6 protein-coding genes, 3 rRNA genes and 1 pseudogene are annotated in these 13,451 nt (G+C 47.6%); 9 read left to right on the forward strand and 1 reads right to left on the reverse strand.

Translation table 11 applies throughout. From position 1 onward, the window contains the following. The 8 genes from AC3RCI_RS02955 (at nt 1) to rrf (ending at nt 10,436) form a co-directional block, all read left to right on the forward strand. Nucleotides 1–894, forward strand: coding sequence for an ATP-binding cassette domain-containing protein (locus AC3RCI_RS02955; protein WP_336783683.1), 894 nt, complete (start codon nt 1–3; stop codon nt 892–894). Between the two features lie 20 nt (nt 895–914). After that, a complete protein-coding gene (locus AC3RCI_RS02960; protein WP_127539257.1) occupies nt 915–1,817 on the forward strand; it encodes an ABC transporter ATP-binding protein in 903 nt (300 codons plus the stop codon). Next, nucleotides 1,810–3,108, forward strand: a complete 1,299-nt coding sequence (locus tag AC3RCI_RS02965; protein WP_336783682.1) for an ABC transporter permease — start codon at nt 1,810–1,812, stop codon at nt 3,106–3,108. The genes AC3RCI_RS02960 and AC3RCI_RS02965 overlap by 8 nt, the downstream gene beginning before the upstream one ends. A 97-nt stretch (nt 3,109–3,205) precedes the next feature. Beyond that, entirely contained in the window at nt 3,206–3,388 is a 183-nt protein-coding gene (locus AC3RCI_RS02970) for a hypothetical protein (RefSeq protein WP_154896625.1), read from the forward strand. A 135-nt stretch (nt 3,389–3,523) separates the two neighbouring features. After that, entirely contained in the window at nt 3,524–4,741 is a 1,218-nt protein-coding gene (locus tag AC3RCI_RS02975) for a TraB/GumN family protein (RefSeq protein WP_492527491.1), read from the forward strand. A 524-nt stretch (nt 4,742–5,265) separates the two neighbouring features. Continuing rightward, nucleotides 5,266–6,817, forward strand: a 16S ribosomal RNA gene (locus AC3RCI_RS02980). A 307-nt stretch (nt 6,818–7,124) separates the two neighbouring features. Next, nucleotides 7,125–10,174, forward strand: a 23S ribosomal RNA gene (locus tag AC3RCI_RS02985). A 145-nt stretch (nt 10,175–10,319) separates the two neighbouring features. Further along, a 5S ribosomal RNA gene (rrf, locus tag AC3RCI_RS02990) occupies nt 10,320–10,436 on the forward strand. The 16S, 23S and 5S rRNA genes sit together here, the layout of an rRNA operon. A gap of 614 nt (nt 10,437–11,050) precedes the next feature. Here the strand turns inward: rrf and AC3RCI_RS02995 are convergent. Further along, nucleotides 11,051–12,377 (reverse strand): annotated as a pseudogene (locus tag AC3RCI_RS02995) (MATE family efflux transporter). Between the two features lie 167 nt (nt 12,378–12,544). Here AC3RCI_RS02995 and AC3RCI_RS03000 point away from each other — a divergent pair. Continuing rightward, nucleotides 12,545–13,276: a class I SAM-dependent methyltransferase gene (locus tag AC3RCI_RS03000; RefSeq protein ID WP_336784328.1), complete on the forward strand. Its 732-nt coding sequence runs from the start codon at nt 12,545–12,547 to the stop codon at nt 13,274–13,276. Nucleotides 13,277–13,451: the final 175 nt, after the last annotated feature.

Below are 13,451 nucleotides of genomic sequence, written 5' to 3' on the forward strand. Positions count from 1 at the left end.
ATGGAACCAATTGCGGTTCAGCTAAACGGTGTATCCAAAATGCGCAAGCGTAGAATCATTGGCCCTATTGATCTCGTCATTCCCGAGGGATACGTGGTCGCCATATTGGGACATAACGGTTCGGGAAAAAGCACGCTTCTGAATATGCTTCAGCGGGTAGTACTACCAGATTCCGGTCAGATCATGTGGTTCGGACAGCACCACGAAGGTGAACTTCCTACAGAGCTGAGAGAGCTTATTGGTTTTGTTGCAGACGGTGGAGGTTCGGAAGAAGACAATATAACCGCAGTTGAAGCTGCCAAATTCCGTGCACATTGGTATACCCGTTGGGATGCTAAGCTGTTCAACCAGCTAATGGATGATATGGATGTTCCCTATGATGTAAAACTGAAGAAGTTGTCCAAAGGAGAACGTCGCAAATTCGAAATAGCCGCTGCGCTTGCTGCACGGCCGAGATTGCTCCTGCTGGATGAGCCTTCTTCTGGGCTTGATCCATTTGCCTGGAAGGTCATGGTTGAGCAGTTCCGCAATTTCATGGCGGATGGAGATACCACCATTTTAATAGCAACACATATAGCAGATGAAGTGAAGCGTCTGGCGGATTACATCGTACTGATGCACCGGGGCCAATCACTTGGCATGGCGGAAAAAGATGTCGTGCTCGATCAATGGAGAGAAATCTGGTACGAAGGCGATTTAAGACCTGAGAGTATACCGGGGGCTGTTGAGTCGAAGCAGGAGGCTGGAGCCATGCGGGTGATCACGACCCGGGTAGTTGAAGCACAGGAAAGGCTGGAGCTTGCGGGTAACCGCATCATGAAAATCCGAAACCTGGAGTTGGACGAAGTGCTGCAATATTGGATAGCAGGGTATGCTCCGACACTGTGGAGATAAACGAAGGAGGATGATAGATGATGAACAGATTGGAACTGAAGCAGGTTGTGAAGCAATATGCAGATAAGACGGCTGTTAACGGGGTTACGCTTAATGTGGAAGAAGGAGAAATCTATGGATTGCTGGGTGCCAATGGTGCGGGTAAAACAACAACGATGCGCATGGTACTTGGTCTGATTCATCCCGATGGTGGAGAGATTCGATATAACGGCAAGCCTTATAGTACCGAATTGCAGCAGATCATGGGTTATCTTCCGGAAGAACGCGGACTGTATCCCAAGGTGAAGGTCAGTGACCAGATCAATTATTTGGCCCGCCTTCGCGGAATGAATGGCAAGGATGCAGACAAAAGCCTAAGATACTGGCTTGATCGATTCGAGGTCCCTGAGTATTACGACAAAAAAATTGAGGAGTTATCAAAGGGTAACCAGCAAAAGATGGGCTTTATCGCTGCGGTGGTGCACCGTCCTCAGATTCTTATACTTGATGAGGCGTTTAGCGGCTTAGATCCAGTAAACGTAGAATTGCTCAAATCCACTGTTAAGGAATTGCGTGATGAAGGAACGGCTATTCTGTTCTCGACACATCGTATGGAGCATGTTGAAGAACTTTGTCGTCAGATAACAATTCTACATCGCTCCAACACCGTAGTTCAGGGAGAGATCAAGGAGATCAAGAGCCGCTATCCGCGTGAACAGGTTTCCCTGAATACCACTGGCAATGTGGAACGTTTGGATCAATTGGCTGGTGTGAATAAGGTGGAGCGGAACGAGCGTGGATATCTTATTCATATTGCACAGGTTGAGGCTGCCCAGGAGATATTGAAGCACGCAATGAATCAGACGACTGTAGAGCATTTTGAGATCAAAGAACCAACGCTTAACCAAATCTTTATTCGTGAGGTGGGTGAGTCGAATGAATAAAATGGGAACGATCATCGGATTTACGTTCAAAAACAAAGTCAAAACGAAATCATTTGTAGTTACGACCATTGTGCTCGCACTTTTAATTTCAATCGGACTTAATGTACCTTATTTCATTACCTTGTTTAACGGTGGATCTATCGGTGGTGGAGCTGCAGGAGACCATCCTGTAAATATTGGGCTTCTAAGTGCGGGACAGCCGGAAGTATCGGAGAAGCTGGAGAAGTTCTCGTCCGCACAAGGAGATCAGGCGTACCGATTCATTGCTGATGATACTAAAGATGAAGCTGCGCTGAAAGCAGATGCAGAATCCGGACTTACTGATGGGTATCTGAAGTTTGAAGCGGCCCAAGGACAGGAGTTCCCGCAGCCGATCCTGTATTCAACAGAAGAGGTGTCCCCTCAAATTATTGCTTCTATAGAAGCGGCGCTACAGAGTGTGAAGCTGGATGTCGTCGTGAAGGACGTACTCACGGCTGAGCAAAAGGAATTGATTAATACTCCTGTTAAGGTTAGTGAGCAAAGCTTGAGTGCAGAAGAAGCAGGAGCTGATGCAGGGTCAGAGAATGGCATGAGCCCGATCAACTACATTGTGGTATACCTGCTGATCATCCTTCTGTTCACATCTACTATGATGACAGGTAATATGATCGCATCCGAAATCACGGCGGAGAAGAGTTCCCGCATTATGGAGATTTTGATTACCAGCGTTTCTCCACTGAGTCAGATGTTTGGTAAAATCATCGGGATATTTATGGTAGGTATGCTTCAGATTGGTATCTTCGGTGCGGTGGTTGCAGGAAATGTGCTTCTTCCTCACAACCGTGATGTCCTGAGTGATTTCAGCTTGAACCTGAGTGATGTAAACATCGCCGTTATTGTATACGGACTAATCTTCTATATCCTGGGTTACTTCCTATATGCAGTGATGTTTGCTGCAATTGGTTCGATGGTTAGCCGTACAGAAGAACTGGGTCAAGCGGTGCTGCCGATTACGATGCTTTCACTCGTTTCCTTCTATATTGCCATCTTCAGTATCGCAACACCGAACATTCTGCTATTAAGAGTTGCCAGTTTCATACCGTTTACCTCGCCTACGGCTATCTTGGTGCGAATCGGGGCAGGGGTTGCTCCAACATGGGAGATACTAGTGTCTTTGGCCATTCTGGTCGTATCGATCTTTATCTTCGGCTGGCTGGCTGCCAAAATCTATCGCACGGGTGTGTTGATGTATGGTAAGCGTCCAACCTTCAAGGAACTTTTTAAGGCAATGAAAGCTTACAAAATTTAATTAATTTAATTACTTCTTCTTTCTTTCTTTTCTTTCTATAAAAAGAAATGATCTCAAGTAGGCCCAACGTAACAATAATTTACTGGAGGTGTTGAGTGTGATTAAAAGCATAGATTCAAAATCATTCATGATGTTAAGTGCTGGTGCAGCCGTACTTTTGCTAGGATCGCTAGTAAGTGCAGAAGGATCTTCAATAAAGGATGCTGTGCAGGGTGTTCTAATGGGTGCTGGAGCTGTTATGGCTGTTGCTGGGCTGTGGATGGCTGGAAGTAAGAAGTAACTGTTAAAAGGGAGAAGGGGGCCATCTCAGGAAAAAGGTGGAACCCCTCTTATCCTAATCTCGTAATAATGATGTATGTTTATTCTTTGAACGAATAGATTTACCCTACTATATATCTAAAGGAGAATACATAATATGAAAAACTGGAAACGCATGCTCCTGTCACTTACCATCTCGGTTGGTTTGCTCGCTTCAGCGGCACCGGCCATGGCAGCACCTCAAGAAACTTCCGTTAAAGTCAATGACCAGGCAGTAGAGTACACTGTAGGGGCACCAATGAATAACAAGGGAACAACATTGGTTCCGCTTCGCTCCACGCTTGAAGCAATGGACGTGAAGCTGACGACTGCGACAGATGATACAATTACGGCTGTGGTAGATGGCCAAACGATTACACTCAAAAGCAAGCTTACACGCATTAATGGTGTAACCTATGCACCGATTCGTATTGTTGGGGACGCTGCAGGCTATGAAGTAAACTGGGATGCGAAGACGCGTACCGTTTTGCTTAAGTCCAAGGGAGCGGAAACAGCTGCACAAACGGGTGGCCGCGGCTTCATGTGGGAAGTGGAGAGCAACGGTAACACGGTATATCTGGTAGGCTCTATGCATATTGCTGATGATAGTTTCTACCCATTGCGCGAGGAATTTGAAGAAGCTTTTGCTGAAGCGGATTACCTGGGCGTGGAGATCGACATCAGCAAAGCGGCTGATGAGGCACAACAGAAGTTGATTCTGGATCTGGGATCTTACCAGGATGGAACAACGCTCAAGGATCATGTTTCAAGCGAGACTTATACCAAGCTGGGGGATATCCTGAAGAAAAACGGATTGGAGCCTAATGCCCTGGATGCATTCAAGCCTTGGGTTGCAGAGAGTACGCTTGCTAGCCTGAAGTCGGCGACGGCTGGATATGAAGCCTCGGCGGGCGTGGATTTGTATTTCATTCAAAAAGCCATTGAGAGTAAACTGCCTATTATCGAGCTAGAATCGTACGAGTCCCAACTGGGCATGTTTAACGACTTCTCCAAAGAGCTGCAAGAGGAAACGTTGAAAGCAACATTAGACAACTTCGATGTTCTTGATGATAGTGTGAACCAAATGGCTGAGATGTGGAAAACGGGTAATGATGAGCAGCTGCTTGATCTGACCAATAACTTCTCTGATAACGAGGAGTACAACAAAGCAATGCTGATCGACCGTAACATTGGCATGGCTGACAAGATTGATGGATACCTGAAGAGTGATAAGAAAGAGGAGTACTTTATCGTTGTAGGTGCTGCCCACTACCTGGGTGAGCACGGCATCGTGAAGCTGCTCGAAGATAAGGGTTATACTGTAGAACGTAAATAATATTATATCATCACTAGATACAACCCTCTCACTTCTGAGTAGAAGCGGAGGGTTGTTTTCTTTATATAGAAGAAAGATATGATATAAGGAGGGCTGATGTGTACTCGTGTCCAAGTTGTTAGAAAATGTGGAAGTATGAAAAACATCATGATATTCAATGTACAAATTATTTTTATAAAACACTTTACAAGATATTGTGATATATGATATATTAATTTTCCGGCCAAGAAAACACGAGAAACACGGTGCGGTAAGCAAACTGAAAAGGTTCGAAAGAAACTTAAAAAAATGCTTGCTAAATTGGTTGGAACATGATAATATATAAGAGTTGCTGAAGAGAACAACACTCGGATGCAAACAACGTTTGATCTTTGAAAACTGAACAACGAGTGAGTAATCATCCTGCTTGCAGGATGAACGTGAAGGTTTTTGGTACATGTCATCTGACTGTATGAAAACTGGAACAACAATGAGATTTTTAATCTCGTCAGATTCAAAATGAGCTAATCGCTCTTTTCAATACTTTATTGGAGAGTTTGATCCTGGCTCAGGACGAACGCTGGCGGCATGCCTAATACATGCAAGTCGAGCGGACTTGATGAGAAGCTTGCTTCTCTGATGGTTAGCGGCGGACGGGTGAGTAACACGTAGGCAACCTGCCCTCAAGCTTGGGACAACTACCGGAAACGGTAGCTAATACCGAATATGTGCTTTCTTCGCCTGAAGGAAGCTGGAAAGACGGAGCAATCTGTCACTTGAGGATGGGCCTGCGGCGCATTAGCTAGTTGGTGAGGTAACGGCTCACCAAGGCGACGATGCGTAGCCGACCTGAGAGGGTGATCGGCCACACTGGGACTGAGACACGGCCCAGACTCCTACGGGAGGCAGCAGTAGGGAATCTTCCGCAATGGGCGAAAGCCTGACGGAGCAATGCCGCGTGAGTGATGAAGGTTTTCGGATCGTAAAGCTCTGTTGCCAGGGAAGAACGTCCTTGAGAGTAACTGCTCAAGGAGTGACGGTACCTGAGAAGAAAGCCCCGGCTAACTACGTGCCAGCAGCCGCGGTAATACGTAGGGGGCAAGCGTTGTCCGGAATTATTGGGCGTAAAGCGCGCGCAGGCGGTCATTTAAGTCTGGTGTTTAATCCCGGGGCTCAACCCCGGATCGCACTGGAAACTGGATGACTTGAGTGCAGAAGAGGAGAGTGGAATTCCACGTGTAGCGGTGAAATGCGTAGAGATGTGGAGGAACACCAGTGGCGAAGGCGACTCTCTGGGCTGTAACTGACGCTGAGGCGCGAAAGCGTGGGGAGCAAACAGGATTAGATACCCTGGTAGTCCACGCCGTAAACGATGAATGCTAGGTGTTAGGGGTTTCGATACCCTTGGTGCCGAAGTTAACACATTAAGCATTCCGCCTGGGGAGTACGGTCGCAAGACTGAAACTCAAAGGAATTGACGGGGACCCGCACAAGCAGTGGAGTATGTGGTTTAATTCGAAGCAACGCGAAGAACCTTACCAGGTCTTGACATCTGAATGACCGGTGCAGAGATGTGCCTTTCCTTCGGGACATTCAAGACAGGTGGTGCATGGTTGTCGTCAGCTCGTGTCGTGAGATGTTGGGTTAAGTCCCGCAACGAGCGCAACCCTTGATCTTAGTTGCCAGCATTTCGGATGGGCACTCTAAGGTGACTGCCGGTGACAAACCGGAGGAAGGTGGGGATGACGTCAAATCATCATGCCCCTTATGACCTGGGCTACACACGTACTACAATGGCCGGTACAACGGGCAGTGAAGCCGCGAGGTGGAACGAATCCTAAAAAGCCGGTCTCAGTTCGGATTGCAGGCTGCAACTCGCCTGCATGAAGTCGGAATTGCTAGTAATCGCGGATCAGCATGCCGCGGTGAATACGTTCCCGGGTCTTGTACACACCGCCCGTCACACCACGAGAGTTTATAACACCCGAAGTCGGTGGGGTAACCGCAAGGAGCCAGCCGCCGAAGGTGGGATAGATGATTGGGGTGAAGTCGTAACAAGGTAGCCGTATCGGAAGGTGCGGCTGGATCACCTCCTTTCTATGGAGAATCGTCTTCTGTAATGAAGACATTCAAATCTAAAATCTAGCCAGGTCGGCTAGTTACTCACTCGTTGCTCAGTTTTGAGAGCTCAAACTCTCAAACAGCTTGCTTTTGCATGGAGCTTGTTCTTTGAAAACTAGATATCGAAACGAAAATTGCGAATTAGAACATTCCTTTTAGCTGAACTTGTGTTAAAACAAGTTTCAATAAATAGTGATACTGTATGAGCGAGTGATCGAATGGAACGACTTTTGGATTTGCGCAAGCAAACCAAGGGAAGAGACAGCTCGAACACGAGCGAATTGGTTAAGCTACTAAGAGCACACGGAGGATGCCTAGGCGCTAGGAGCCGATGAAGGACGTGGCGAACAACGATACTGCCTCGGGGAGCTGTAAGCAAGCTTTGATCCGGGGATGTCCGAATGGGGAAACCCAGCTGGGGTAATATCCAGTTACTCATAACTGAATACATAGGTTATGCAGAGGCATACCAGGGGAACTGAAACATCTAAGTACCTTGAGGAAGAGAAAACAATAGTGATTCCGTCAGTAGCGGCGAGCGAACGCGGAACAGCCCAAACCAGAGAGCTTGCTCTCTGGGGTTGTGGGACGTCTCACATGGAGTTACAAAGGAACCGGTTAAACGAAGAGGTCTGGAAAGGCCCGCCAAAGAAGGTAAAAGCCCTGTAATTGAAAGTCTGTTCCCTCCGAGACGGATCCCGAGTAGTGCGGGGCACGTGAAACCCCGTATGAATCCGGCAGGACCATCTGCCAAGGCTAAATACTTCCTAGCGACCGATAGTGAAGCAGTACCGTGAGGGAAAGGTGAAAAGCACCCCGGAAGGGGAGTGAAATAGAACCTGAAACCGTGTGCTTACAAGAAGTCAGAGCCCATTTTAGGGGTGATGGCGTGCCTTTTGTAGAATGAACCGGCGAGTTACGTTCCCGTGCAAGGTTAAGGTGAAGAGCCGGAGCCGCAGCGAAAGCGAGTCTGAATAGGGCGATGTAGTACGTGGACGTAGACCCGAAACCGGGTGATCTACCCCTGTCCAGGGTGAAGGTGCGGTAACACGCACTGGAGGCCCGAACCCACGCACGTTGAAAAGTGCGGGGATGAGGTGGGGGTAGCGGAGAAATTCCAATCGAACTCGGAGATAGCTGGTTCTCCCCGAAATAGCTTTAGGGCTAGCCTCGGAAAACAGAGTCGTGGAGGTAGAGCACTGATTGGGTGCGGGGCCCGCAAGGGTTACCAAGCTCAGTCAAACTCCGAATGCCATAGACTTACTTCCGGGAGTCAGACAGTGAGTGCTAAGATCCATTGTCAAAAGGGAAACAGCCCAGACCATCAGCTAAGGTCCCCAAGTGTGTGTTAAGTGGGAAAGGATGTGGAGTTGCACAGACAACCAGGATGTTGGCTTAGAAGCAGCCACCATTGAAAGAGTGCGTAATAGCTCACTGGTCGAGTGACTCTGCGCCGAAAATGTAACGGGGCTAAACACACCACCGAAGCTATGGCTTGGATCGACTTCACTGCTTCTTTGAGGCGGTGTTTACCACAAGGACATTTTTGTCAGACAAGGTTGTATGATCTTGGATGACCAAATGCTTCCCAGGGGATAAACACAGGGCTTCGAAGCTGGAGTGAAGTCGATCCAGGGGTAGGGGAGCGTTGTATAAGGGTTGAAGGTGTACCGTAAGGAGCGCTGGACATTATACAAGTGAGAATGCCGGTATGAGTAACGAAAAGATCAGTGAGAATCTGATCCGCCGAAAGCCTAAGGGTTCCTGAGGAAGGCTCGTCCGCTCAGGGTAAGTCGGGACCTAAGGCGAGGCCGAAAGGCGTAGTCGAAGGACAACAGGTCGAAATTCCTGTACCACCGTAAATCGTTACGAGCGATGGGGGGACGCAGTAGGGTAGTGACGCAGGCTGATGGATGCCTGTCCAAGCAGTAAGGCTGATGTGTAGGCAAATCCGCACATCTAAGGCTGAGCTGTGATGGGGAGTGAAAATTACAGTAGCGAAGGTCATGATCTCACACTGCCAAGAAAAGCCTCTAGCCAGATGAAGGTGCCCGTACCGCAAACCGACACAGGTAGGCGAGAAGAGAATTCTAAGGCGCGCGGAAGAACTCTCGTTAAGGAACTCGGCAAAATGACCCCGTAACTTCGGGAGAAGGGGTGCCCCGGTAGTGTGAATAGCACGAGGGGGCCGCAGTGAAAAGGCCCAAGCGACTGTTTAGCAAAAACACAGGTCTGTGCGAAGCCGTAAGGCGAAGTATACGGGCTGACGCCTGCCCGGTGCTGGAAGGTTAAGGGGAGCGGTTAGGGAGTAATCCCGAAGCTGTGAACCGAAGCCCCAGTAAACGGCGGCCGTAACTATAACGGTCCTAAGGTAGCGAAATTCCTTGTCAGGTAAATTCTGACCCGCACGAATGGCGTAACGACTTGGGCGCTGTCTCAACGAGAGATCCGGTGAAATTTTAATACCTGTGAAGATGCAGGTTACCCGCGACAAGACGGAAAGACCCCATGGAGCTTTACTGCAGCTTGATATTGAATTTGGGTACGATCTGTACAGGATAGGTGGGAGCCTTTGAAGCATGAGCGCCAGCTTGTGTGGAGGCACCGTTGGGATACCACCCTGATCGTATCTAGGTTCTAACCTGGTGCCCTAAGCGGGTACGGGGACAGTGTCAGGTGGGCAGTTTGACTGGGGCGGTCGCCTCCTAAAGAGTAACGGAGGCGCCCAAAGGTTCCCTCAGAATGGTTGGAAATCATTCGAAGAGTGCAAAGGCATAAGGGAGCTTGACTGCGAGACCTACAAGTCGAGCAGGGACGAAAGTCGGGCTTAGTGATCCGGTGGTACCGCATGGAAGGGCCATCGCTCAACGGATAAAAGCTACCCTGGGGATAACAGGCTTATCTCCCCCAAGAGTCCACATCGACGGGGAGGTTTGGCACCTCGATGTCGGCTCATCGCATCCTGGGGCTGAAGTAGGTCCCAAGGGTTGGGCTGTTCGCCCATTAAAGCGGTACGCGAGCTGGGTTCAGAACGTCGTGAGACAGTTCGGTCCCTATCTGTCGTGGGCGTAGGAAATTTGAGAGGAGCTGTCCTTAGTACGAGAGGACCGGGATGGACGTACCGCTGGTGTACCAGTTGTTCCGCCAGGAGCACCGCTGGGTAGCTATGTACGGACGGGATAAGCGCTGAAAGCATCTAAGCGTGAAGCCCCCCTCAAGATGAGATTTCCCAGTATGTAAGACCCCTTGAAGACGACGAGGTAGATAGGCTGGGGGTGGAAGTGCAGTAATGCATGGAGCTGACCAGTACTAATCGGTCGAGGGCTTATCCAAATTGCAGGTTCTAGTCGCAAATTTCGTTTCGGATCTAGTTTTCAGAGAATAATCTCTGAAATGAAAATCGGTACAACACTCCAATGTGTGTATGATTTTCAGTTCCACTTTTGATTTCAAGAAGCACATGCTTCGACAAATCACGTTTGGTGGCGATGGCGGAGGGGTTCCACACGTACCCATCCCGAACACGACCGTTAAGCCCTCTAGCGCCGATGGTACTTGGACCGAAGGGTCCTGGGAGAGTAGGACGCTGCCAAGCAAAGAACCACTGCCGATGAACTTCGGTCGTGGTTTTTATTTTATATTCAATTATGATTATTATAAGAATGACTATTAAATAAATACAAGAGGAGGCACTATTCAATTAGAATAGTGCCTCCTTATATTATGAATCATAAACACACTTTTAGTTAAGAAATATATAGGGACCTACCCGGTGGGGATGTTGCACTAATTCATTTTTTTTTACTTAAGATGAAATTCTTATCTATTTGTGACTTCTTATATGTTTACGACCAGTTAGCAGCCTGAGGCTCTTTTTTCTTGCGGAGATGGAGTAATCGGGAACGTTTGATGCGCTCCTTTTTCAATTTCTCTAATAATTGTTTAACGCCTCTAATAAGAAGCCGATATCTTAATTCATCATCATGCCCAAGTTTATGCATTTCTTCGAAGTATGCCTTTTCCATTCGTTCGTGCACCATCCAATCAGGTTAATCATTCAACTGTACCATAGCGATCTATACAAATTCTGAACAAGAATGGGCTCGACGCAACAACGGACAGCAAAGGCAGGTTCGATATTGGAAATATGATGTAAAAGACCTGTCTAATCCATGGATTAGACAGGTCTTTTAACTGTAAAGTTAACATCTATTCAATAGTCAGACTATGAATCCTCTCCGAAACAGTACGTTTCCTATAATAAACAGCGATGGTCACAAGAACAAGCATCTCAGAGAGAGGGACAGCAAGCCAGACACCTGTTACGCCCCAGAAAGATGGAAGGACTGCAATGAATGCAATCATGATGATCATCTCACGTGCAGCCGTGATCCAGATTGCCATTTTGGCATTCCCCACCGATTGGAAATATGTGCTCATCACAAAGTTGATTCCCATAAACAGGTATGCGAAAGTAAATATCCTCAAACCGTACACAGCATTGCTTGTAACACTCTCACTGAAGTTTCCGAAGATCTGAACGAAGTAAGGTGCTCCCCATTGCACAACAAGCAGTAGTATGACACCACAGGCCAGAGCCGTTCTGGAGGCTATGCGAATGGTTTGTTTTTCACGCGCCATCTGTTTGGCTCCATGATAGTAACTGACCAGAGGTTGGGCAGCAGATGCTAGGCCTAGAAAGGCGAGCAGGACAACGCCATGGATGTAACGTACCTGCAATCCGGTCCAGTGAGATATTGTGTGAGATGGAGAAGACAGACATGCCGAGTTCGGCAAGAAAGCTTGGAAAACCAATAAGAACAATGGTTCCGAGCAGTTTGGTTTTCCATTTGAACCGAGTGAAGACAAGATTATTGGATTTTTTGAAAAAGTGAGACAACAGGACAAGCAGGGCTAAGGATGCCGAGACGATTGTACCGATGGCCACACCTTGCACACCCCATTCGAGTACATACAACGTTACATAATTAAGAACGATATTGGCTACGGCAAATGTGATCTGTGCGTACATGGAGGTGTTGGGATCACCGTCGTTACGGACAAAGATCGTCAGGGCATTTTCAATGGTGAAGACAAACCCGAACAACAGCATGATGTTTATATAGTCAGCGGCATAGGGAAACGTCTCTGCATTGGCACCCAAAGCATAGACCAGCTGGTCCTTGAACGTGAATGCGGTATATCCTATAGCCATCGTAATTAACAGAATAATCGTAATTGATTTCGTGAATATTTGTTTGGCGGTGGTCATATCCCTTTGACCCATATGGTTGGAATACAGGGTAGCTCCGCCCATGCCGATCCATAACGACATCGCTACAAAAAGGGTGTATACCGGTGAAGCAATACCAATTCCGGCGAGCGCAGTGGATCCAAGTTTGTGCCCTACCATAATGCCATCGATAATAAAATTAAAAGCAATGACCAGCATCCCAAGTATGGATGGCACAAGGTAGCTTACAAAAGCTTTTCCTACAGATTGCCTTTCGAGGGGATGCGTCCAGTTCGTGTTCATAATAACCTCCATTTAATAAACTGAATGTTCATTCTGTAATAAATAATACTGAACGTTCGTTCTGTATAATAACACGGGATGAATTTGCTTGGCAACTTTTCCTCAAAAACCTCGTTTATGTAGTAGAGTTACTGTGGTCTTTTTTAATAAAGAAGGGGAGCTGTTGTATGAAGCAGAACAAATATGATGAGGCAGAGTTTTTCAGGAACTACAGTCAGATGGCTCGTTCTACTCAAGGGCTTGAGGCGGCAGGTGAGTGGTATAAACTGCGAACCATGCTACCTGAATTAAAGGACAAAAATGTACTGGATCTGGGCTGTGGCTTTGGCTGGCACTGCCGATACGCACGGGAGCAGCAGGCCAGATCAGTTATTGGCGTGGATCTATCTGAGAATATGCTGCAGCGTGCACGGGAGATGACGGATGATTCACGAATTGAGTACAGGCATATGGCCATTGAAGATATTGAATTTGCCCCTGAACAATTCGATGTGGTCATTAGCTCACTTGCGCTGCACTACATTGAACATTTGGATCAGGTATTTGCTCAAATCCATGCTTGTCTTGTCGAGGGTGGTACATTGGTATATTCAGTGGAACATCCGATCTTCACGGCTCGTGCTGCGCAGGATTGGCACTATGGGCCTCAAGGTGAGATTATGCATTGGCCTGTGGATGACTATCATCAGGAGGGAAGGCGTGTAGCCAATTTCCTGAATCAGGACGTAGTTAAGTACCACCGGACGTTGGAAACCCATTTGAATGAACTGATCCAGGCGGGATTTGTGATTCAGCAGGTTGCTGAGTCCAAACCTTCACCTGAGATGATGGAAATCCCGGGTATGCGAGACGAGAATCGCCGTCCCATGTTTCTCATGATCGCAGCAGTTAAAGCATGAGCTATCTGTAAAGTTGGCTAGAATGGTTAGTATTAGGCTGCATAGCCTGGATATGGCTTAACCAGTAGGTTCAGATCGTTGGAACCCTGCTGGTTTATTTTATTTAATTTTAGAAAAGGAAATGAGAAAATGATCGGATTGGGAACCAAACCGGAGATGATACAGTCTTATTAAG

It is taken from the genome of Paenibacillus sp. MT124 (assembly GCF_058792755.1).

Coding starts and splice junctions, on each gene's coding strand:
- AC3RCI_RS02955 (WP_336783683.1), top strand. CDS start 1: ATGGAACCAATTGCGGTTCAGCTAAACGGTGTATCCAAAATGCGCAAG.
- AC3RCI_RS02960 (WP_127539257.1), top strand. CDS start 915: ATGAACAGATTGGAACTGAAGCAGGTTGTGAAGCAATATGCAGATAAG.
- AC3RCI_RS02965 (WP_336783682.1), top strand. CDS start 1,810: ATGAATAAAATGGGAACGATCATCGGATTTACGTTCAAAAACAAAGTC.
- AC3RCI_RS02975 (WP_492527491.1), top strand. CDS start 3,524: ATGAAAAACTGGAAACGCATGCTCCTGTCACTTACCATCTCGGTTGGT.
- AC3RCI_RS03000 (WP_336784328.1), top strand. CDS start 12,545: ATGAAGCAGAACAAATATGATGAGGCAGAGTTTTTCAGGAACTACAGT.